Source organism: Proteus vulgaris (genome assembly GCF_011045815.1).
GTDB classification, from domain to species: Bacteria; Pseudomonadota; Gammaproteobacteria; order Enterobacterales; family Enterobacteriaceae; genus Proteus; species Proteus vulgaris_B.
Genome location: NZ_CP047344.1, coordinates 652739 through 677013, shown reverse-complemented (window position 1 = coordinate 677013; position 24275 = coordinate 652739). Strand labels below are relative to the sequence as shown.

15 protein-coding genes are annotated in these 24275 nt (G+C 37.6%); 5 read left to right on the top strand and 10 right to left on the bottom strand.

Annotation, left to right across the window (positions count from 1 at the left end; genetic code table 11):
- Positions 1-245: 245 nt before the first annotated feature.
- On the bottom strand, positions 246-674 hold the full coding sequence (gene exbD / locus GTH24_RS03180) for a TonB system transport protein ExbD (RefSeq protein ID WP_072069444.1): 429 nt from the start codon (positions 672-674) through the stop codon (positions 246-248).
- A gap of 6 nt (positions 675-680) precedes the next feature.
- Positions 681-1700 (bottom strand): tonB-system energizer ExbB, encoded by a 1020-nt coding sequence (exbB, locus tag GTH24_RS03175; protein ID WP_072069445.1) that lies wholly within the window; start codon positions 1698-1700, stop codon positions 681-683.
- A 328-nt stretch (positions 1701-2028) separates the two neighbouring features.
- Between exbB and metC the strand changes: the two genes are divergently transcribed.
- Positions 2029-3219, top strand: coding sequence for a cystathionine beta-lyase (gene metC, locus GTH24_RS03170; protein ID WP_164525941.1), 1191 nt, complete (start codon positions 2029-2031; stop codon positions 3217-3219).
- Between the two features lie 123 nt (positions 3220-3342).
- Positions 3343-4011, top strand: a complete 669-nt coding sequence (locus tag GTH24_RS03165; protein ID WP_072069447.1) for a DedA family protein — start codon at positions 3343-3345, stop codon at positions 4009-4011.
- 160 nt (positions 4012-4171) lie between these two features.
- Here the strand turns inward: GTH24_RS03165 and GTH24_RS03160 are convergent, their stop codons facing one another.
- Positions 4172-4954, bottom strand: coding sequence for a class I SAM-dependent methyltransferase (locus GTH24_RS03160; protein ID WP_164525940.1), 783 nt, complete (start codon positions 4952-4954; stop codon positions 4172-4174).
- A gap of 179 nt (positions 4955-5133) precedes the next feature.
- On the opposite strand from GTH24_RS03160, the gene GTH24_RS03155 reads away from it, so the two are divergent.
- The 3 genes from GTH24_RS03155 to GTH24_RS03145 all read left to right on the top strand — a co-directional run bounded on the left by GTH24_RS03155 (position 5134) and on the right by GTH24_RS03145 (position 14465).
- Positions 5134-6291: an iron-containing alcohol dehydrogenase gene (locus GTH24_RS03155; protein ID WP_072069449.1), complete on the top strand. Its 1158-nt coding sequence runs from the start codon at positions 5134-5136 to the stop codon at positions 6289-6291.
- A 28-nt stretch (positions 6292-6319) separates the two neighbouring features.
- Positions 6320-7150 carry a 2,5-didehydrogluconate reductase DkgA gene (gene dkgA, locus GTH24_RS03150; RefSeq protein WP_072069450.1) on the top strand — a complete coding sequence of 277 codons (831 nt, stop codon included), beginning with the start codon at positions 6320-6322 and terminating at the stop codon, positions 7148-7150.
- Between the two features lie 223 nt (positions 7151-7373).
- A complete protein-coding gene (locus tag GTH24_RS03145) occupies positions 7374-14465 on the top strand; it encodes an Ig-like domain-containing protein (RefSeq protein ID WP_164525939.1) in 7092 nt (2363 codons plus the stop codon).
- Between the two features lie 85 nt (positions 14466-14550).
- On the opposite strand, the gene GTH24_RS03140 is transcribed toward GTH24_RS03145, so the two are convergent.
- The 7 genes from GTH24_RS03140 to GTH24_RS03110 form a co-directional block, all read right to left on the bottom strand.
- A complete protein-coding gene (locus GTH24_RS03140; protein ID WP_072069452.1) occupies positions 14551-15774 on the bottom strand; it encodes a RhtX/FptX family siderophore transporter in 1224 nt (407 codons plus the stop codon).
- 12 nt (positions 15775-15786) lie between these two features.
- The gene (locus GTH24_RS03135; protein WP_072069453.1) at positions 15787-17193 is read right to left on the bottom strand and encodes a PepSY-associated TM helix domain-containing protein; all 1407 of its coding nucleotides are present in this window, start codon (positions 17191-17193) and stop codon (positions 15787-15789) included.
- The gene (locus GTH24_RS03130) at positions 17190-17444 is read right to left on the bottom strand and encodes a hypothetical protein (RefSeq protein WP_072069454.1); all 255 of its coding nucleotides are present in this window, start codon (positions 17442-17444) and stop codon (positions 17190-17192) included. Before GTH24_RS03130 ends, GTH24_RS03135 begins: the two co-directional genes overlap by 4 nt.
- Positions 17444-19636, bottom strand: coding sequence for a TonB-dependent siderophore receptor (locus tag GTH24_RS03125; RefSeq protein WP_164525938.1), 2193 nt, complete (start codon positions 19634-19636; stop codon positions 17444-17446). The genes GTH24_RS03130 and GTH24_RS03125 overlap by 1 nt, the downstream gene beginning before the upstream one ends.
- Before the next feature lie 131 nt (positions 19637-19767).
- On the bottom strand, positions 19768-21408 hold the full coding sequence (locus GTH24_RS03120) for an ATP-binding cassette domain-containing protein (protein WP_164525937.1): 1641 nt from the start codon (positions 21406-21408) through the stop codon (positions 19768-19770).
- A complete protein-coding gene (locus GTH24_RS03115; protein ID WP_164525936.1) occupies positions 21398-23092 on the bottom strand; it encodes an ABC transporter ATP-binding protein in 1695 nt (564 codons plus the stop codon). The genes GTH24_RS03120 and GTH24_RS03115 overlap by 11 nt, the downstream gene beginning before the upstream one ends.
- Positions 23093-23304: 212 nt before the next feature.
- Positions 23305-24198 carry an AraC family transcriptional regulator gene (locus tag GTH24_RS03110; RefSeq protein ID WP_072069457.1) on the bottom strand — a complete coding sequence of 298 codons (894 nt, stop codon included), beginning with the start codon at positions 24196-24198 and terminating at the stop codon, positions 23305-23307.
- Positions 24199-24275 lie beyond the last annotated feature (77 nt).

Genomic DNA, 24275 nt, shown 5'->3' with positions numbered 1-24275 from the left:
AGTAACTTAATTAACTATTTATTCTTAAAATTAATCTATCTATTATTAATATTATTCAACACTAAAGCTAAATTTTATTCTAACTCAATTTTATTAATTGTCTCATTAATAACTAAAAACAATAAAAAATATAAGTATAATTTTTTGTACAATAAAAAAGCACCTTATTCATCATTTTACAATGATAAATAAAGTGCTTTTAAAATAGCGTAATAATACTTAGTTGGATGGCGTATTTCTAAACTTTATCCACCTGTAGAGACTGTTTCCATCCCTACTAATCCAACTTTGAGATACCCTGCCTTTCTTAACGAATCCATGGCAGCCATTAACGTTTCATAATCAACGCTTTTATCTGCTTGAAAAAAGATAGTGGTCTCTTTATTTGCTTGTGTCATCGTATCTAACACATTAGCCATCGTTTCATGCGTGACCATCTCTTCACCAATGAAAATTTGCTTATCAGACTTAATAGTCAAATAGACAGGCTTTTCAGGACGTGGCTGTGGTTTTGCACTTGAAGCGGGTAAATTTACTTTTATATCAACGGTAGCTAAAGGCGCGGCTACCATAAAGATAATGAGCAGAACCAACATGACATCAATAAAAGGCGTCACATTGATATCATGTAATTCATTATCATCACCTGAATCATCACCAAGACGCATTGCCATAATTCATTACCTTGCTTTGCTGTTTTCGATATCTAAGTCACGGCTAACTAATGTCACCACACCTGTTGCAATATCACCAATTTCACCACGATAACCTGCGATCATACGAGCAAAAATATTATAAATGATAACTGCTGGGATGGCGGCAATCAGACCAATCGCGGTAGCTAATAAAGCTTCTGCAATCCCTGGAGCAACAACTGCTAAATTAGTCGTTTGAGAGTGTGCAATACCAATAAAGCTGTTCATAATTCCCCAAACCGTACCAAAAAGACCGATAAATGGAGAAATTGCACCGATAGTAGCTAAGTAGCCATTACCACGGCCTAATTCACGAACAATGGCAGCAACGCGACGCTCCATACGCATTTCAACACGTTCTTTAATGCCTGATGCCACTTTACTTTCTTGAGAGTAAGTACGCTCTAATTCAGCATCATTAAAGAAATCAGCAGTCGCGCTCTTATTACCAAATTTTTTGCTAATGGTTAAAGCATCATTGAGTGATTTAGCATCAACTAATTGCGCTGTTTCATTTCTTAATCGACGACGTAATGAGAGTAAGTAGCTTCCTTTGGCGAAAAATAACGCCCACGTCACAATAGAAGCTAACAGTAAGCCAATCATGACACTTTTAACGACTAAATCGGCATTACGATACATGCCCATTACGGATAAATCTTCTGCAAACCCACCACCAGCAACCATTTCTGGCTCTACTGCTGGTGATGAATTTTCTGTCGCTGATGGAGTATTTACCGTGTTTTCTGCATTTTCAACCGTTGCAGGTAAAGTATTTTCACCCTCAGGCTTAGCAGGTTCAGAACTCGGTACTTTAGCCTCATTGCTGGTATTCGCAGATGAGTCTGTTGTTGGTGTTGCAGTTGTAGCAGTTCCCTGTGTAGAAGCTGTTGAAGAAACGGCAGCAGTAGTTGGCTGTTCAGTTGGTGTGGCAGGAGTCGTATCCGCAAAAGCAGAGCCTGTCAGACCGATTGCCAATAGAATAGAAGCTGTCAAATTACGCATCAGTTGGCCTTTTACTCTCTTTTTTATCTATTTATTTATTCAGCAATGACGTTTTCCGTCACTACTTACCCAAAATCGTTCGCTTACAATCATCCTGTTTGCCATCAGGAAAGAGAAAACGCTCAAATGATATCAAACATGAAGCATTTTGATAGTAATTATCATTACTATTTGGCTATTTTTTTTTCATTTGTCGATTTTTAAGACAAATTCTCGTTATTTCACGTAACGTGAAATTTTATCAACTACATCGATCGTCTTTTGTACTTATCCAAAAAATGAATTAACGTGAAGTAAACACACCATCAATTAAAAGAAGGTATTAAGGATGACGCTAAAAAAACAAGAAACCTCACTCCTCCTTTCTGGTCGAGCTAAAAAATATTCTCACGGCGCAGTAAATCCTATTATACAACGCACTTCATCTGTTATTTTTGATTCAGTTGCACAAAAACGTGATGCAACCAAAAAACGCGCTGAGGGTACACTTTTTTATGGGCGTCGAGGTACAACCACTCATTTTGCTTTACAAGAAGCTTTAACTGAATTAGAACACGGTGCAGGTTGTGCTCTTTTTCCTTCAGGTGCGGCGGCTATTACACAGTCTATACTCGCGTTTGTCGAACAAGGCTCTCATATTCTTGTGACAGGATCAGCTTATGATCCAACGCAAAACTTTTGTGATCAGATCTTACGTAAGTTTTCAGTCGCAACAACCTATTTTGATCCATTAATAGGTAGAAATATCAGTCAACTACTGCGACCTGAAACAAAAATCGTTTTTCTTGAATCCCCTGGTTCAATCACGATGGAAATTCAAGATATACAAGGAATAGTCAGCTCAGTTCGCCAATATAATCCTGAAATCATTATTATGATTGATAACACTTGGGCTGCTGGGCTACTGCTTAAACCACTTACTTTTGGTGTCGATATTTCAATCCAATCTGCCACAAAGTATATTAATGGCCACTCTGATGGCATGTTAGGTTTTGCTGTAGCGAATGAACGCTGTTGGAAACAGTTACGAGAAAATGCCTATCTATTAGGGCAATGTGTTGATCCTGATACTGCTTATATGGCAGCAAGAGGATTAAGAACATTACCAGTAAGAATGAAGCAACATGAGCAAAGCGCATTAGAAGTTGCTCGTTGGTTAAAACAGCATCCATTAGTTGATAGCGTTTATCATCCTGCGTTAGCCTCTTGCCCAGGTCATGAATATTTCCAACGTGATTTCACAGGCAGTAACGGATTATTCTCTTTTAGTTTGAAAAAAACCCTCTCACCAGAAGAATTTGAGATTTTTTTAGATAATTTTTCATTATTTAAAATGGCTTTCTCATGGGGAGGATTTGAATCTTTAATTTTGGGTTATCAACCTAATGACATTAAAGCGATGCGCCAATATGAAACACAACCTACATTTACTGGCACATTATTCCGTGTTCATATTGGATTAGAGAATGTAGATGATTTAATTGAAGATCTTGAACATGCATTTTTACGTATTTCTTAATTAATCATTAAATTTTTATAAAAAAAATCTATCCCTGTGGTTCCACAGGGATTAAATCAAACTGTTGTCTTTATTTTGCGTTAGAATAGCGAACATAAAGTCTTTTTTAATGCGAGTTCGCTGATGGGTACATTAAAAGAGATAATTCACGCATTATTGCAACACGATTATATGGTGTTGGCTAATCCTAATGTATTGTGGGTTATCTATATCGTTCTTTTTGTTATTATTATGCTGGAAAATGGGGTGTTACCCGCAGCATTTTTACCAGGAGATACACTGCTTATTCTTTGCGGTGCCTTAATTGCAAAAGATGTTTTACACTTCTTTCCGACAATCATTGTATTAGGTACTGCCGCCAGTATTGGGAGTTGGCTTGGTTTTTTACAAGGTCGCTGGTTAAGTGATACAAAAATAGTTAAACGTTGGATGGCTCAATTACCTGAGCAATATCACCATAAGGCAAATGATCTTTTCCATCGCCAAGGTTTGTATGCACTATTAATTGGTCGCTTTATCGGTTTTGTACGAACATTATTACCAACGTTAGCAGGCTTATCCGAATTACAACAACGTCGCTTTCAAATATTTAACTGGTTAAGTGGTTTTTTGTGGGTGGGTATTATTGTGTCACTGGGTTATGTATTGAATTTAATTCCCTTTATTCAAAAGCATGAAACATTAGTGATGAATATTTTGATGACGCTGCCTGTATTGCTCTTAAGCGCAGGTTTAATTGGCTCTATCGTAATGTATATTCGCCATCGTAAAAATAGCCCCAGTAATAAGTAATTCAAAAAAACGCCATTATTTTAAACATTATAATGGCGTTTTTAATCATCTAATACTTCAAAAGTTCAGTTGTTCATTGTTTTATCTCCTAATCTATTAATATCTGACTAAAAATCCATTTATATTAATTACAATCATGATCTTTTTACTCTATTTCTCTTTAAAGCTTAATCGCTTTTGAAGCAAGGAATGTTGGAATATAGCTATCAACGAGAAAACGAGCATGAGGGGCAAAATCTTCAACAAAATCTTGTAAAAGAAAACCCGCCACTAATTGTCCACCAATAAGATCAGTTAAAGAATGACCAAATACAAGCCCATCACCTTTGGCCACTTTTTCTTGCAGAATGTCTGAAGGCAATGAATCTTGATCACTATACGGTAAGCGGTAAGTGGGTCTCATTAGTCCCTGAGAACGTAATTGCGGATCTCTATCATCAACAAATACAACAGGATTATAAAAACTCGCCATCAATACACCGCCTTTCTTCAAAACACGGTAGCATTCTTGCCAAACAGGATTTACATCTGGTACATATAAATTGGAAATAGGATGAAAAATAATATCAAAACTTTCATCAGCAAATGCTGTTAGATCTGCCATATCTCCTTGTACTGCCACCAAATCTAACTGATGCTTTTGCGCCAATTGGCTATCTTTACTTAATTGCCCTTCTGATAAATCAAATACTGTCACAATACCACCAGCCGCAGCTAAAATAGGCGCTTGTTGCCCACCCGCAGACGCTAAACAGAGTATTTTTTTACCTTTAATATCAGCTAGCCACTCACTCTTAACTGGGTTAGGCGTTAAATGAACTTTCCAGTCGCCTTGCTTTGCAGCGATAATTTCTCCATCGCTTACAGGCTTAGACCATTGATTCTCCATTGCAGCTTGTTTATCCCAATGTTCTTGGTTTAATGTTAAATAATGACTTTCCATATAACTCCTTATAAATTACGACACGATAGGACGTTGTAGTCATTAAGGCAGATAATTCACCTCTTAATTCTACAAACTTACAGTTATAGTTATGTCATGCTATTTCGTCTAGATACAATAAATACATTTTTCCTGATTTATTGTCACCCCGCAGAACATCAATTTAAGGTGGAAACAACATGCAAAACTTTACTTATTACTCCCCTACTCGCCTTCATTTTGGTCAAGGTCAAATCGAAAAATTACGTTCTGAAATCGGAAAAAATGAAAGGATATTACTGACCTATGGTGGGGGTAGTATTAAACGTAATGGTGTATTAGACCAAATTTATACTGCACTTCCCAGCCATCAAATTCATGAATTCGGTGGCATTGAACCCAACCCTTCTTATGAAACATTGATGAAAGCCGTCTCTTATGCAAGATATCACGGTATCACGCATTTATTAGCCGTAGGGGGCGGGTCGGTTATTGATGGGACAAAATTTATTGCAGCTGCTGTACCCTATCAAGGTGAGCCATGGGAAATTGTTACCAGTCGCGGTAAAGTCATCGAAAAAGCCCTACCTTTAAGTTGCGTATTAACGCTTCCGGCAACTGGTACAGAAACAAACAGTTTTTCAGTTATCAGTAAAAAACAGACCATGGATAAACAAAGCTTTTCCAGTCCTTATGTCTACCCTCATTGTGCCATTTTAGATCCTACAACTACCTATTCTTTACCCCCAAGACAAACGGCTAATGGGGTTGTAGACGCTTTTATTCATATATTAGAGCAATATCTCACTTATCCTGTGAATGCTCGTGTACAAGATGAATATGCAGAGGGCCTTTTACGTATTTTAATTGATCAAGGACCAAAAGCGCTGACATCACCTACAGACTATGATATCCGTGCTAATATTATGTGGACAGCATCACAAGCCCTTAATGGCATCCTTGGTGTTGGTGTTCCTCAAGATTGGGCTACGCATGCATTAGGTCACGAACTCACAGCTTTACACGGGCTTGATCATGCACAAACTCTCGCCATCGTTTTACCTGCCCTATTAAATGAAAAACGACAGGCTAAATATGAAAAGTTAATCCAATATGCACAAAAAGTCTGGGGTATAAACCAAGGTTCTGACGCTTTTAAAATTGAAACTGCGATTAACGAAACTCGAAAATTCTTTGAATTAATGGGTCTTAGAACTCGACTGGCTGATTTCAAAATCAATGAAGAAGATATTCCCGCATTAGTGCGAAAATTGGAAGAGCATGGACAAACAGCGCTGGGCGAGCACCAAGATATCACGTTAGAAGTCAGCCAACGTATTTATACAGCGGCACTCTAAGGACTTTAATACGACTTTGGAGATATAAATGAATAAACCTAAACTAATCAAATTATCTGATGGCAACGCAATACCTCAATTAGGGCTTGGCGTTTGGCAAGCAGATAACCATCAAGTGGTTAAAGCTATTCACCACGCTCTTGATACAGGCTATCGTCTTTTTGATACTGCGGCAATTTATCACAATGAAGAAGGTGTAGGTAAAGCGCTAAAACAGACGACGGTTCCTCGTGATGAACTCTTTATCACAACCAAATTATGGAACAACGATCAAACCCATGCTCGTGGTGCTGTCTTAGAAAGTCTCCAGCGTTTACAACTTGATTATATTGACCTCTATTTAATACATTGGCCAGCACCATCACGTGAACTTTATGTTGAAACGTGGAAGCAAATGATCATCTTGCAAAAAGAAGGTTTGGTCAAAAGTATCGGTGTCTGTAATTTCAAAGAAGAGCACCTCGAACGTATCATTACTGAAACGGGCGTTACTCCTGTTATTAATCAAATTGAAATTCATCCATTAATGCAACAAGCACCATTAAGAGCATGGAACACGACTCACAATATTGTGACTGAATCCTGGAGCCCATTAGCCCAAGGCGGCGAGGGTGTATTTGATCAATCAATTATTCAAAAACTGGCTGAAAAATACCATAAAACACCCGCTCAAATTGTGTTACGTTGGCATTTAGATAGTGGACTGGTGGTTATTCCAAAATCTGTCACCCCTTCTCGTATTGAAGAAAACTTTCACATTTTTGATTTTAAATTAGAAAAAGAGGAAGTCGCGGAAATAACAACACTTGAGCAGAAAAAACGTTTAGGACCTGATCCTGATATTTTTGTTGATATCTAATGTTAATTCACACGTTAAAAGTCAATAGTGTTATTTCCTATTGACTTTTTTCTTATTCAATTCGCTCATCCTCTCTCCTTCCTTTTTTTGACGATATATTTTTATTTTTCTGAATGCATTTTTTTATATATTTAGAAATTAATTAATTCAAGTTCACTTTCTGATATAAAAAAGATATCTAAATACGAGAATCTCATCATTATTTGTAACGGTGAGTTTAAAAATGACAAAATTTAAAAGTGAGCTAACACCGCAACTTTCCTCCATTACAAAGAAAGTTGCTTGGTTTAATATTATAATTCAGCTAGCTTTTCCTATTTCAGCAACAATACCTGTCAATGTTTTTGCGAATGAGAATATACAAGAAAATCAACTCATTAATAAAGACAATACGTATCAAGTTAAAGAAGGTGATACCCCTGAGTCTATTGCAAAGCAGTTTAATATAAAGCTATTTGAGTTAATTGAAGTAAATCCTAATTATGTTTCTTTGGTCGGTAATTTAAAGATAAAAACAGGTATTACACTGAATATCCCTAGTAAATCTTTATTAACAAAAAAATGGTTAAATAATAACAATCAAGATAATCCTATTCCTTCAACAGACGGACAAGAACTCGCTCAAATTATTGTTGATAACTCATCTTTATTAAATAAAGAGACTGATGCAACACAATATGCAATTAGCCGAATATCAAGCAAAGCCAATCAACAAATAGAACAATGGTTAAATCAATTTGGTCATGCTCGCGTATCATTATCCACAGATAAAGATTTTACGTTAGAAAATAGCTCGGCTGATTTATTAATTCCCATTTACGATCAAGAGAAAAATTTAGTTTTTACTCAAACAAGTTATCACCGTAAAGACTCACGTAGCCAATTCAACCAAGGAATTGGTTATCGTCATTTTACCAATAAATTTATGGTGGGACTTAATGCGTTTTATGACTACGACCTTAGCCGCTATCACAGCCGATTTGGTGTTGGTGCTGAAGTTTGGCGAGATTATTTTAAACTCAGCATGAACCACTACCATCGTTTATCCAATTGGCGCACTTCTGATGATGTCATGGATTATAACGAACGCCCAGCTAATGGTTGGGATATCAGAACAGAAGGCTATTTGCCAGCATATCCACAATTAGGTGCAAAGCTTATTTTTGAACAGTATTACGGCAAAGAAGTGGGTTTGTTTGGCAAAGATAATCGTCAAGAAAATCCTCACGCTTATACTGCTGGACTCACTTATACCCCCGTTCCTTTGCTTACTTTTGGTGCAGAGCGTCGCTTTGGTTTAAACGACAATAGCGATAATCGCTTAGATATTAGCTTACAATATCACCTTGGTGAATCAATCTCATCACAGCTTAATCCTGATAATGTGCGAGCAATGCGTTTAATGTCGGGTAGCCGCTATGATTTTGTCGATAGAAATAACGATATTGTTTTGGAGTATAAAAAGAAAACGCTGGTTTTCCTCTCCATGGCACCTTCACTTTCGGGTTATGCCAATGAAGAAAAAGATCTCAATGTTCATGTTCACGCTAAATATCCCGTGAAAAATATTGAATGGTCTGCAAGTCGCTTAATCACCAATGGCGGTAAAATTAATCATAACGGTGGCTTTAATTATTCAGTTATTTTACCTCGCCATGTCACTGGTACTGAGCAACAAAATAGCTATACCATCAGTGCAATTGCTATTGATGAACAAGGTAATCGCTCTGATCCTGTACAAAGCAAAATTATAGTTTCTCAATCGGCAATTAATACGCAAAATAGCCAATTTACGCCTAAAATAAGCCAATTAGCTGCTGATGGGCACTCCACGCAATCATTACTGTTAACCGTACTGGATAACGATAAATTACCCGTTGATATTAATCTTAAAGAATTATCACTAAACAGTAGCTCGGATAACGCAATAAGCACCAGCCGAATTTCCGCTTTTACTCGTCTTGATGCAGGGAAATATCAGCTTACTATCACGGCAGGCAGTTCACCTGAAACGGTCACATTAACGCCGAAATTTAGAGATAATACCTTTAATTCGGCAAAGGTTGTTTTTATTGCTGATGATATTACTGCGCATATTGCCAAGGGTGAGTTAACAGTTGTTAAAGATAACGCCCCTGCTGATGGTAAAAGTCAAAATAAAATCCAAGCGATAGTCACTGATCTTAACCATAATCCAATTCCTCATTATCCCGTTAGCTTTAGTGCTGATAATGGTGCAACGATAATGCAACAAGGTGAGACTGACGCACAGGGTAAAATTATTGTTCCTATTACCAATACACTGCAAGGTCAAACAAACATTGAAATCACAGTGAAAGATATTGCTTATGCGGCGAAAGTTAATTTCATTGCTGATGTTCATACGGCAAAATTAGAGACTTTCACCATCACGCCTTATCGCTCCTTTGCCAATAATAGTGATGAAAAAACGTTGGCATTTAAAGTCCTTGATGCCAATAAAAATCCCGTTCCAGATATCACCATTCAATTAACTGCTGACAATAAAGCGCAACTAAAACAAACCACATTAACGACTGATAAACAAGGTCTTGCCTCTACCACAATGACCAGCAAAATATCAGGAATTGTGACCGTTAGTGCTGAAGTTAATAACGTGGTTAGCCAAGAAAAAACACAATTTATTGCGGATATGTCAAATGGAAAAATTACGTCTGTCACCGCATCTGCACCACCTTATATTGCTGATGGTAAAACCCCAGTAACCTATACCGCTGTGGTAAAAGATAATAATAACAACCCATTAATCAACGCAAAAATTATTTGGTCAACTGACGGAGATCCTAATAGCGTAAAAATTGATGATATGTCTGTTACTGACGATCAAGGGATAGCGACGACACAAATCACCAGCACCAAAGAGTTAGATGTAATAGTGACCGCCAGCATTAGCAACGATACTGTTGATGCTGCACCTATTCATTTTACTGCCGATATTCAACAAGCCCTTTTTGCTTCATTAACGATTGATAAAAACCAAATTACTGCCGATACCAAAGACAATGCATTACTCATAGCGGTTGTTACCGACAATTTAGGCAACCCGTTATCGGATATGTCAGTGCAATGGCAAGGCTCTCAAGGTGTAGTATTTAGTGCACCTCAGACACGAACTGATAAACAAGGACAAACTCAAACACGTATCACGACAAATCAAGCTGGTTTAACCACCATTAACGCCAAATTGGCAAATGGTAAAACAGCACAAGTTACCTTAATGGCCGTTGCTGATCATAACAGTGCAACCGTCACCATTACTCCACTGAATGGTAAAATCAGTGCAATTGCTGATGATAACGACACCCTGACATTTACGGCTCATGTTGTGGATTCACATCATAATCCATTAATGCAGCACCCTGTTTTTTGGCAAGCAACACACAATACATTAAGCAAAAACTTAGTTAAAACTGATAATAACGGCGACGTTAATATCGAATTAAAAGGAACACAAGCACTACCAACAACACTCACCGCAACGCTGTTAAATAAACAACAAGCGTCATTAGATGTTATCTTCACACCGGGTAATGCTGCCAGTGCACACAGCAGCATGATACTCAATCCACAATCGATTATTGCGGATGGTAAATCGGTTTCTGCTGCCACTATTACGTTAAAAGATAAATTTGATAACCCTGTGCCTCAGCAAGCAAAAACACTGTTATTAACTGGGGATAACAACACCATTCAATTTAGTTCTATCAAAGAAATTGCCAAAGGAATTTATCAACTCAATATCAGTGGTAAACAAGAAGGAATAAGCACCATCAGTGCGCAATATCAGCAAGGCAGCACCACATTTACCTTAACTCAACCATTAGGTTTTGTTGCTGATACCCAAAATGCCGTGATTAAAAGTGTCACAGTTGTCAAACCTTATGAAGTCATTGCTAACGGTCATGATAAAGTTACACTTCGCGCAGAAATAGTTGATAAGCAAGGGAATCCAAGCATGGCAAATGTTGCTGTCGGTTGGATAAGTCCATTAGGCACATTCTCTTCCCCTCTCAGCAAAACTAATGCGCAAGGTATTGCCGAAACCACCATTTCCAGTACACAAGCGGGTGTAACACAAGTCAGTGCACTGTTAGACAGTCAGCAATCTTTAGATGCAGACCATATTATTACCTTTAATACTGATGTTATTTCTGCGGATCAATCTCAGTTATCGCTCACCCCTGATAGCATTGTTTCCACAGTAACAAAAGCCACATTGACACTCACATTAAAAGATAAAAATGGGAATTTACTCAAAGGATTAGCAAGTAAAATTAATGCTCGTTACAGTACGGATCTCACGTTTACAATCTCTCCTTTTACTGAAACGGATAAAGGTATTTATCAAGCACAAATTGGCGCGATAAAAGCAGGACAGACGGTCATCAGTGCCGAAGTCAACGCAGTCACTTTAACGCAAACCGCACCATTAACTGTCTTACCTAATGGACAAACGGCAAAAGTCAGCAAATTTGTGATCAGTGATAGAACACCTCATGCAGGAGATACCATCACCTATGATGCTTACTTAATTGATGCCAATGACAACCCTATTATTGCGGGTATGCCTGTCACATGGACAACAAACAAAGACAGTTTATTAGCTACACCGCTCACTTTTACTGATAGTAAAGGTGTAACACAAGCTAAATTAACCCGAGATCCAGCTGGTGTTGCCAAAGTCAGTGTTGTATTAAGCACAGGTACTTATCCTGCTGATGATGTTAATTTTATCGCCGATGATGTTGACGAAAATCGCTCAGAAATTGGTTTATTACCTTCAAGTATTATTGCTAATGGTAAAGATAGCGCGATACTTTCATTAACGGTTCGTGATAAAGGAGGCAATATTCTGCCAGATCAAACTGTTGAAGGTATTTCAGCTAACCCAACCTTGCAATTTAGCACAGCAAAACAGGTGTCCCCTGGTCATTATGAAATCACCGTCACAGGGACTCAATCAGGCACCACACAACTCACTGTTAAAGTGAATGGGGTAGAATTTAAGAAACAAAAAACCTTACAACTGCGTGCCGATCCAGCAACATGGCAAGTTAAAGCTGTTGATGTTGATAGAACAACTATAATTGCCGGTGACAAAGGCGTTAATTACCAAGCCACCATTGTCGATGCCAATGACAATATATTGCCGAACGTTATCGTCTCGTGGAAATTACAAGGCTTGGCGGATGATTATGATTTTAGTACCTACACCGATGCAAAAGGTATCGCAAGAACGAAAGTCACAAGTCATGTTGCAGGCACATTAAAAATGAGTGCTTACCTTGATTTAAATAATCATAAACCTATTCATGATGTGGTTGTCACACCAGCTGATATTGACACCAATAAATCAACCTTTAGCAGTAGCCGCCAATCTATTGGTGGAAATGATAAAGATAGCGCCTTACTCTCTGTTAAATTAATAGATAAGTATGATAACGCCATTGAGGGTAAAAAAGTGTCGATTACCGCCACCAGCGGCACACCTCACTTTAGCGATAATCCGTTAAAACCCGTGGGAAATGGGGAATATCAAACCAACCTCACATCGAATGTCAAAACAGATATCGTATTAACGGCAAATTCAGAGGGGATAACGCTTGCCAAACCTATCACCATTAAAGTGACTATTCCTAAACCTGAGATTATTTTTGATAAGCCTATTCAACAAGAAACCTATGCTTCTGCACCCATTAACGCATTAGGTTATACAGGTGTTCCAAATAACATTAATGTGATGTGGTCTAGCTCTGATCCTTCAGTAGCCTCAATTGATACTCTTAACGGTAAAGTATCGATGAAAAAAGCAGGAACCGCGATTATTACGTTACAAACGGCGGGTAATGACCAATATCAACCAGCTCAAAGCAGCTATCCATTGGTGATTGAAAAAGCGAAACCAAATCTAAAACTAACGTCCCCACTCTCTATCCAATCAACATGGAATGATGGGATAACGCATAACGTTAACGTTACTTTTGGCAATGCTGATGCAAAAAATATTCCTTTAAATTATGTAAGTGATAACCAACACGTAGTGACGATTGATACACAAGGTACTATTACGGAAGTCAAACCAGGTAAAACCAAAATACGTATAAGCAGTGATGCCACCGAACAATTTTTAGCAGATACCGTGACCGTTGACTATCAACAAGATAAAGGAACACTGTTAATTCAATTTGCATTAAAAAACATGATGTTATATGAAAATGATACCAATATTAAGGTTCAACAACCCATATCCCCTTTACCTAAAGAGGCGCAAGGTGTTTGGTCAGCAAAAGATCCTAGTATTGTTTCGATAAAAGAAAATGGAACCATTGTTAAAGTCAGCTCAGGTAGTACAGAGATTACATTAACATCAAAAGAAAATGACTATTTCTATGAATCAGAAGGGGATTATTTTGTTAATGTAAGAAAGGTGCCTCATATCACAATTAATTATGTCACACGAAGAGTGGATAATGATAATAAAGCTAAAATTATTCCCAATACCAATACACCAATAAGTTGGACACCGGTTTATGAGGATGATGCGTTAACTTTTTCTTGGATACCGCCTAAAACATCCGGAATGGAATACGCAGTTAACTTTGAATTATGGGACGGTAACAATAAAACCAGCAAAATATCTGAAAATTCAGCAAATGAAATCTTTTCGGGGAAAACAGTCACAACGCTATTAACGATGGAAAAAAATTCATTACAAAGCACTGATCTTAAAATCAAAGTTATTGTATTTGATCTTGCTGATAACAATAAAGAATACTCTACTTTCTACCCTTTAAATGTTAAAGCAATCTCTCCTAGATATATGGATTTTACATTAGCTGGAGAAATCTTATTTATTGAAACAAGTAATAATGGCACACACACCAGTTCGTGCCGAATATTACCAACAGATACAATGACACATGTTATGGCTGTTCCTGTTACCTCAGTAGGGATATATACTAAGAAGTTATTATACCCTATAACAACTTCTCATAAACTCATTAATATTCAAGGTAATTCGAGTCGTAGTGAAGTCGATTATTATGATGAATACGAGTATAATACTTCAACTCAAAATAATTCTTTCAATGATACGTATCCTTCATTAGCGATGAAAGAAGATTGTTTTCAATCTCTATCAGGCTCAGCGACATTAATCACAAATATCACGATCAATGGAGTAACCAAAGAATATCAACAAACAGTTCAATGGGACGGCACAGGTGATCCAAATAAAAATAAAATCAGCACTATTCAGAATAAAGCAATAAATTAAAAAATGACTGATTAATATAAAACCCCCGTAAAGTTTACTTTTTACGGGGGTTTTTTAATCATCAATGCTTTCATCTTTTCTAATTTTAAGAAATCGACACTTTCTCTTGGTATTTTACATTCATCAACGTAACTATCAATGCACAAACCGCAATTATAGCTGCCAAACCAAACCCACCACGATACCCTATTGTTGCCGTTAAACTCACCAACATCATTGCACACGCCATTTCACCGATATCACGCATACTTTGTACTGCGGTCATATCAGTACCGGCTTGATTATCGGTTGACGCAAAACGCATGCCTGCGGTCATAATAGCCACAGAAGTGATCCCTGATGATAAAGAGCCTAATACAATACACACAGTAACTATTGTAAGACTGATAGAGCCTATTGATTGTGAAAGCCATAATAATGAGGAACCTAAAGCACACAGTAATCCTGCAGAAAAAGCGCGCCACACACCAATTTTATTAATTAACCAAGCACCACCGCCACAACCAAAGAAAAGGGTTACCATGCCACCCATCATGCCCATTTTCCCAATCTCTGCTAAAGACCAACCACTGTCACTTAAAAAGAGCTTTGCTAAACCAAAGCCTGATACTGCAGTTACTGCTGAAAGCAATGTCAGTGTTAATAGTCTTACCGCTCCTTTTCTCCGTACCATTTTTAATAGGCTTGCATTAGGTGAATCACCATTTTCACCCTCATCATATTTTGCTTTTTGACGAAATAACGTAATAAAAAATAAACTGATAGCGGGCACTAAGGCAAATAACAGTAATGCGGTATGCTGGCCTAATTTATCAGTGAGGATCATCATACCTGCTCCTCCTAAGAAAAAGCCGCCCATCACGCCTGCAATTTGAACAGCATTTATTTTCGATAATAACGTGCCACTCGCATGTTCAGCGGCCATACCATCTGTTGCAATATCCTGTGTAGCACTGGCTAATGAAGCGATAGCTAATAAAGTGACACCCCATTTTGCCGTTTCGATAGAAATACCAAGGATTGCTAATAATAATAAACAGAACGTCACAATGATCTGCATGGGAATAATCCAGCTACGGCGACGACCTAAAGATTTAAACCAATAATTATCAACCACTGGCGCCCATAAAAATTTTAATACCCATGGCAATCCAACTAATGGAATAAATGCGATTGCACTTAAAGCCGAACCTTCTTGGCGTAATAATGTAGGCAATGCATCCATCGCAATTCCCATCGGAATACCTTGTGCTAAATAAAGTAAACCTAGCGTTATCACTAATTGCCGATGTTTTAATAATTCTTGCATAACAGACTCCAATTACTGTCTTTTTAGTAGAAAAAGACCTATCAAAAAATAAAAAATAGCACTGATCAACAAGGCACAACTTATCCACCACAAAGCAGCGTGGGTTATAAATAAGTGACTAAAGACACTGATAAATAAAACCACACTACTGATGGTTAAAATAAGAAAAGTAAGTTGGATCACTTGCGGATAAAAAAAATAAAAAAGAAGCGTTATCAACCAAACACCAAAAAAAGGCAGTATCGGTGATAACGCGGAGAAAATAGCGAAAGGAAGTAAACATGTACTGGCAAAAATTAAGCCAGAACAACTTCCTAACACTAAACGGGAACTGATATTAATAGGCTTTTTTAATACCCAAATTACTAATCCACTAAAGGTCAATACACAGGCCATCATTCCCATTAGGCAATGAAGTACCGATAAACTAAAATCTGCTGAACCTGCCCATAAATATTGACCATAATGCAAAGGTTGAATGGCAATAAAAGCACGTGTCCAAAATTGCTGAGACACAGAACTTTTTTCCGCAATCCAATGGTTATCTAAGCCAGAAAAAAATAACTGCTCAAAATTAGCGGTGCTGGGTAAATATAAATGAATACCACTCACTGTAATTTGCTGTTCAGTATTACTTCTATTTTTCCAATTAATAGTTTCAGGAATAAAGTCTGGTTTTTCTTGTGAAAGTTGAATTAATAATGAGCTAGGAGAAGATGCAATAAACTCAGATGAAACAGGCGTTGATTGTCCCATTAATTTCATCATGACTTGTACTGGAGCATCTGGCTCTACATATTTTGCGAGCATTAATGTACCAAATGCCCCTAATCCTGATAATGCTCCAGTTAATGCAAACATTACTAGCCAAGGATAACTCCATAATCCAATTACATTATGTAAATCAAAGAAAAACAGCCTACGCCCTTGATTAAAACGGAGTCGAAATAGTTGATAAACTTTACGGTGATGAATAACAATGCCCGTTATTAGTAATAGCGCAAACACAAAACCAAACAAACTAATAAATAACCGCCCAGAAAAACCCATAAATAGATTTTTATGTAAATGAACAATAGGAGAGATAACTTCTCTTACTGTAATTTCTTCACCCGTTTGTGCATTTAATTGCAGTGAACAATCGCCCATTCCTTGGCAGAAAGTAATAATTGGATGGTCTATAGAGGGTAATTTCACACTATTGAAACCGTTTTTACCTAATAGATATTCGCCTTTTGCTAATAACTGTTCTAACGGCAATAACTCTCTATCTAACGGCTTAAATTGAGCCCATAAATTTAAATTTTCATGTGCTAATGACCATGTTCCTGTCAATAGAATAATAAATAATAGAATACCAAACAAAGAACCCACTTGGTGATGAAGTTGTAAAAATTGGCGCTTTAATATTGCTTTCATACAATAAATTCCATCAATATTAAAGGTAATGGCCACCAGCTCCATGCGCGCCAAAATACCTGTTTTCCATTTAGTGAGAATAAGCTAAAACAGAGCAATCCACATAAACAGACAACGGGTAAAAAGACGGCTGCATATAGGCGATTAAGGGGGTCAGTGCTGGGATAAAATGTTGCTATCAGTAATGACAGCGTAATACTCCCTATTACGCTGCCTAAAACAGCACAACTGATCAGCAGTGCCTTTTGCATTAGAAATCAGCCTTGATATTCAACATAACGTTACGAGGTTCGCCGTAACGGTTATTCCATTGAGGTGAGAAAAGGCTTGAGTAATAACGTTTATCAAAGACGTTATTAATATTTAATGCAGCAGACCAATGTTCATTAATTTGGTAACCTAAACGCGAATTGAATACCGCATAGCCACCTTGGCGTAACGTAACTTCACCGTTTGTTTTGCTATATTCACTTTGCGCTTGAATACCACCACCCACACTCCACTTACGCGCATCCCAAGGTAACTGATAATTTGTCCACACTCTTACCATGTGACGAGGCACTAATGAGTTAAAGCTATTACCTTTATTCAAGGTATCTTCTTTATATTCCGTATCGGTATAGGTATAACCGACCGAGAGATCCCAAAATGGCGATAAGTACCCCATTCCTTCAATCTCAAAACCTTGACTAACAACTTTGCCGCCACTAATAAAATAGGTATTAAAACCACCGCCAGGATGTGCCGGATCTTCTTGTGGATTATTTTTCATGTCGATACGGAAAATAGCGGCTGATACATTAAGCCCACCGTTCATCAACGCTCCTTTGATCCCGGTTTCAACTGTTTGTCCTTCCACTGGTTTCAACATGTCACCACTCCAGGTTTTCCCCGTTAGTGGTTGATAAACCGTAGAATAACTGCTGTACCATGACCATTGAGGTGCAAAGTCCCAAATCAAACCACCATAAGGGGTGATTTTTCCATTTTCAGTAAACTTAGCTTGGTTTTTTTTCACTTCCCACCAGCTCGCTCTCGCCCCTGTAATCAATGTTACTGGCTCAATAAGCTTGATCCGCCCCATTCCATAGACACCAATTTGTTCCGTTTTTGTCGCGCCTTGAGAGGAATAACCTGTTATTTGTGGTTTCGGTACACTATGAGGATCCCAGCGATAAATATTTACAGGAACATTGAGAGGATCTTTAAATTGCCCAGTGTCCTGTTCTTCACTGGCTTTTAAGTAGCTCATTCCCACTATCAGATCATGTTGTAAGCCCCAACCGTTAAGTTTTCCTGTGACGTTGGTATCAAGACTGGTTTGATAGTTATGAAACTTGTATGCTCCTCCCATTAGCATGGCACCATCACCGGTTTCAGGATCAATATTTCCCCATGCCCCTGCATACAACAAACGCGCTTTAGCATATTGATAATCACCGTTGATTTTAAACAACCAATCATCATTAATTTGATGTTCAATTCCGGTAAATAACCGAGTGGTATCCCATTTAAAGCGATCCCAATCAGCATCTAAATAAGTTTTACGAGGAAGGTGTAAATCGCTACCATCTTTTCCCATTGGCACACCTGCCATATTGGTGATGGAGTCTATTGTTTGATATTGAATACCGGTACGTAATAGTGTGTTAGTCGTTAAGTCTGCATCCACTGTGGCATAAATCAAACGCGTCTTTTGATCTGAAATATCATAGAAAAAATCTTTATCTTCCCATGCCATTACGACACGACCGCGCACACTACCTTCTTGATTTAGACGTCCGCCCACATCGACTTCACCGCGATAACGGTTCCAACTCCCAGCCGTAAATGTTGCTTTTAATTGTGAGTCTAAAGGGGCGTGTTTACGTACCATATTGACGGTTGCCGCAGGATTTCCCATTCCATGCATCAATCCGTTAGAGCCTTTTAAGATCTCTACACGCTCATACACTGCCATATCTTGTGGCGAACTTGCCATATTTCCCATTAATGCGGGAACACCATCAAGTTCAAAGGCGTTAATTTGAAAACCACGTGCGTAATAAGCCGTTGTTAATAAAACAAAAGGTGCGCTAGTAACCCCATTAGCACGAGTCATCACTTCATCAAGAGTATTTAGGTTTTGATTTTCTATCTGTTCTCTATCTATCACAGAGACAGTTTGTGGGATCTCTCTAGGTTTAAGCGCCATTTTACTTAATGTACTAACACCAGGAGCAAGGTTATCTCGGTTTTGTGCTACGCTTTCAGTCACAACCAAAACATCGACTGCTTTATTATTTTCTGTTGCTGTATTTGCGATGGCAGAAAGTGAAAATAAAGCGGTAGAACACAAAATAGCACATTGTGTTAATGCCAATTTATTTTGTGTACGTTGATTTAATACTGGCGATAATTTCTGTGTTTTATCTAAGCCAGCTAAAGAAGAAATGCAAACCATATTCATCCCAAAATATTCAAATGATAATGGTTATCACTCTACCAATTTTAGGATTACGGTATTTTAGATTGCCAGATTATCTCTTTCGATTGCCAATCGATATTGATTGGCAATCAGTAAAGATCTAACACTCACAATGAGCCACAAAAATTCAGAAACCATGTTGAAGATGACAACAACGTATTAGGCGAACCTTCAGCAATCACTTTTCCGTTATCAAGCACAATCACGTGATCAGCATGTTTAGCAATATCAGGATCATGCGTGATCACAACACGAGTAGATGTTAGCCCTTCAAGATAACGTACCACTTTCTCACGACTGACGATGTCGAGGCTCGCCGTTGGCTCATCTAAAAATAAGATCTTAGGATCGGCTAATAATGAACGCGCTAAACATAGTCGCTGTTTTTGTCCACCGGAATAACGATCTCCCTGATCGCCCACATCTTCATCTAAATCTGTTTGAGTCACCGATAAATTCAATGCATTAAGTAGATGCAAAATATCATTATCACTGACAGTTGAGTTATCATCTTGTAATAATGACCAACGCAATGTACCTCTAATTAATTGATTATGTTGAAATACAATTTGTCTTGTTTGCGCTAATACACTCTCAGATAAATCATTGACCCTTTTGTCTCCATAATAAATCTGCCCTTTATCAGCATCCCTAAGACGTGCCAAAACATGTAATAATGTTGTTTTACCCGCACCAGAACTGCCGACAATTGCCGTCATTTTTTTATCAGGGCATAGCACTGTTATGTTAGAAAGGATCAGCGCTCCTAAACTATTATTCACCTCCAGTTGTTCACAACGAATGTCATTGCTTTTAGGAGTACCACTTTGTTTTGGGCTTTGTAATGAGGGAGCATCCAACGTATTTTTTATTAAAGTAAGTGATTGTTTACTCTGCCTTAATGCTTGATCAATATGAGAAAGCTGAAATAAAGGTTCAATAAAACGAGCGATTAATACCACGACAGCCAACCACTGCGTTAAAGTAAGAGTATTAATATCAACATTCACTACACCAATAACTAAAACAGCAATGAAAATAACCTGAATACATAAAGAAAAAATCAGATGATAGGGTAAGCTTCGTTGTAATAATTGCACTTGTTGTTGGTGTTGATCCAATAAGTCTTGCTGTAATTGCTGTGAAAACAGCGTATTTCTCCCACTTTTTCGCAATAATACCTGATGTTGTGCAAAATCAGCCAATGTTTTAGCCACAACAGACTCTGCTGTTTGCAGTGTCACTTCTTGTCTATACAGCCCCTTGGCACTGATCCGCATCACTGCAACAAGTAATAATGCAGCTACGATAAAAATCAAAGCAAAAATGATGTTATAAAATAAAAGCCCAATAATTACAGTTAATGGCGTCACTACAACACTAATAACAGGCGCTAATAAATGGGCAGGGATACTCATTGCACTCATTGCAGCACCTGAGCATAACGTGTGTGCTTGAGGTGGTGGTGTTAAACTACGAGGTAAATGGCGGATCAACGCTTGAACTAAGATTTTCATCACCGTTGTACCCGCAAGAAAACCTTTTAATGTCGCAATGTACTGAAAAACAAGTGTAATTAATGTTAATCCCGCTAACATCCATAAATATTGGCTAGCATCCTGATCCCAATAGATAATAATCGGCAATAATAATAAACCACACAGCCCTTCTAAAATGGCGCTCAATACCATAAAACTGAGAGGATATTTTAAAAATAAGAGTAATGAAACAAAGGGATTAGTCTTCATTTTGCTCTCCTTGTTTCTGAACAAAATCACTATAGCGCTCACAATTGAGTAGCAAATCATCATGATTTCCCATTGCTACTAATCTTCCATCAACCATAAATATCACTCTGTTGGCTTGTTGTGCTAAAACCAGTGAATGTGTGACGATTATCCGTGTCATGGTTTTATTTTTTAATGCATTAAAAATATGTTGGGCATTATCAGGATCTAGTGCTGAAGAAGGTTCATCAGCCAATAACAGTGGGCTATTAGCAATGAAAGCACGCGCTATTGCCAAACGTTGTGCTTCACCGCCAGAAAGTGGCGTTTCATCATTAATTAGAGTAGATAAACCTCGGGGTAAGTTAGTAACGACTTCAGCAAAATATGTTTCATTCATTGCTGATTGTAGTTGCTCTTCACTGCAATGGGGATTAAATAACAATAAGTTATCTTTAATTGAATAAGGCAATGGTTGACTGTTTTGCATCACCACTGTAGTAATTTGATTTAATGTATTACGTGAATACGCCTGTAAACGCTTATTCTCAATAAAAATCTCACCTGATGTTGCATCCATAAATCGAGCAATCAGTTGTAGTAAAGAGCTTTTTCCTGCGCCAGAGGGGCCTACAATGGCAATAAATTCTCCTTTCTTAATTTCAAAATTAATATTATTGAGGATCTCTTTATCACCATACGAAAGGCAAACAGAGTGTGCTGTTAACGCTACAGCGTGAGATATCGTCTCTGTTGATAAATCACCATATTGCATTTCAGGCTGATTTAATAATTGCTGTATCCGCTGCGCAGATTTTTTTGCCGCACATAAGGCATCACCGCCATGCCCCATAGCCATAACAGGCTCTGCAATACGTCTTAACAATAAAACAAACAGTAATAAATCGGCCAATGGTAACGCTTGTTCAAAAATAGTAGCACCCAATAATAGCCATCCTGTTAATAAGGTGGCACTCAATAATAATTGGGTAAGTGATCCTAATAATCCAACTCGTTTAACCCAATTTTGAAAATGAAAAACAAAATTAAATAGTGCTTTCTCTGTTTTATCAACAATTCCTTTATGCGGAAATTGGCGTGCTACGAGAGGATTTTCAGCAAGAAGTTGATAATCTTCAAAGAGCGTTTTCATTGCCTCATCACGCTGTTCACAATAGGTTTGATAACGTGATGATTGTGTTTGTTTAAAACAAAAATAAGCAATGATTAAAGGAATAAGAGAGAAAACCAGTAAAAAAGGATTTAATGTTGATAACACAATAATAGCAATAACAGGAACAACGGCTAATTGCACGATATCAGCAGGTGCATGAGCAATTAATTGATGTAATGCTTTAATATCTCGCTGAACATATTGATTAATACCATTTTTCCCTTGGCTAACAAACCAATTTAACGGTAATTTCTGCATTTTTTCTGATAATGCTAATCGTAATTGGTAGGTTAATTTTGCATCCATTAAATGTGTTAAATGAAATGCAATGGTTTGTGATATTAGCCATACAATGCCACCAATAACAGCAATGGTTAACCACAACGTATTACTAGAAGGGAAAGAAAGAAGAAGCTGATAAAGCGCTAACCAAGGTACTAAAGAGCTAAAACCTGCAACAGCTTGTAGTAACAGCGCACCTATTAGTAAAGGGCGATAAGGACGCAACAACATCCATAATTCATTATGCATAATAATCTCCACAACATCTTGTGGCACTATAGCGAAAAGGGTATTTACCCTCTAGCAACAAGGCTTTAGATTGCGTGACTATTACTTTCGATTTAGACGCATTTTGCTTATTTATTAAGCAAGATGGAAAAGATAGAATTAATTAAGTGTTTAATAGATGACAAATCAAGCGATAAAGATAATAAATATACCGATAAACCTAATAAAATCAATTAAGGCGTGAAATGCCCTTTGCGTACATCGCCCGGTAATATACCAAAACGTTTACGAAACGCGACGGAAAAATGAGCGGGTGTATAACCAACATAATAGGCAACACTTGAGATAGACTCCCCTTCATTTAGCAACATATTATATGCGGTTTGTAAACGATATTCTTGTAGCCAACCATAAACAGAATTGCCAAATAATTGACGAAAACCTTGAGTAAGTTTTCGAGTATTTAATCCCACACGAGTTGCTAATATTTCAAGCTTTGGTGGCGTTTCCATTTCAGCAATTAAAATTTCTTTGGCTTGTTTTAAACTGTTTTTTTCACGCTGACTTAATGGCCGATTGGCTGGCTCTTGTTCATGACATAAATATTGCAAACTTAATGAAGCAAATTCGCAAGCTTTACCTGAGTAATAAAGTGGTTTTAAGGAATCATGAACCGGATTTTGGAATAACTGCATGGTTAACGCTAAAAACGTATTATCCAAAGTCAGATGATGCAACATAAGTGATTGGTTTTGTCGCAGTATTGGAGGTAATAAAATATGTTGTTGCTCAAGCCACTGAGATGATAATTGCAATAATGTATATCTTAGGGGCGCGCCAGATTTAAATTGATTCAATAAAGAATAACGTTCAACACTATTAGCAATAAAAATACTCGGTGTTGCTATCTCTATTTTCTGTCCATTGACACTTTCACTAATCACACTTCCACTATGAACAGCCACTAAATTAAAGCCGGCTTGATAAGTCTCTTCAATCTGCAGATCTTCCGTGGTTTCTAATACACCTTGGCGCAATAGAATTTGGTCTTGAAAGCGATATTCTTCAACCTGCTGATGCTTAGGTTGATAACCAATGTATGAATAGAATGAAGAGTGTTGAGACATAATAGAAAGATATCAGCAGAGTAAATAATCACCTATGTTGTCAAACATTCAACGAAATAGCAATCATTATCATTTAT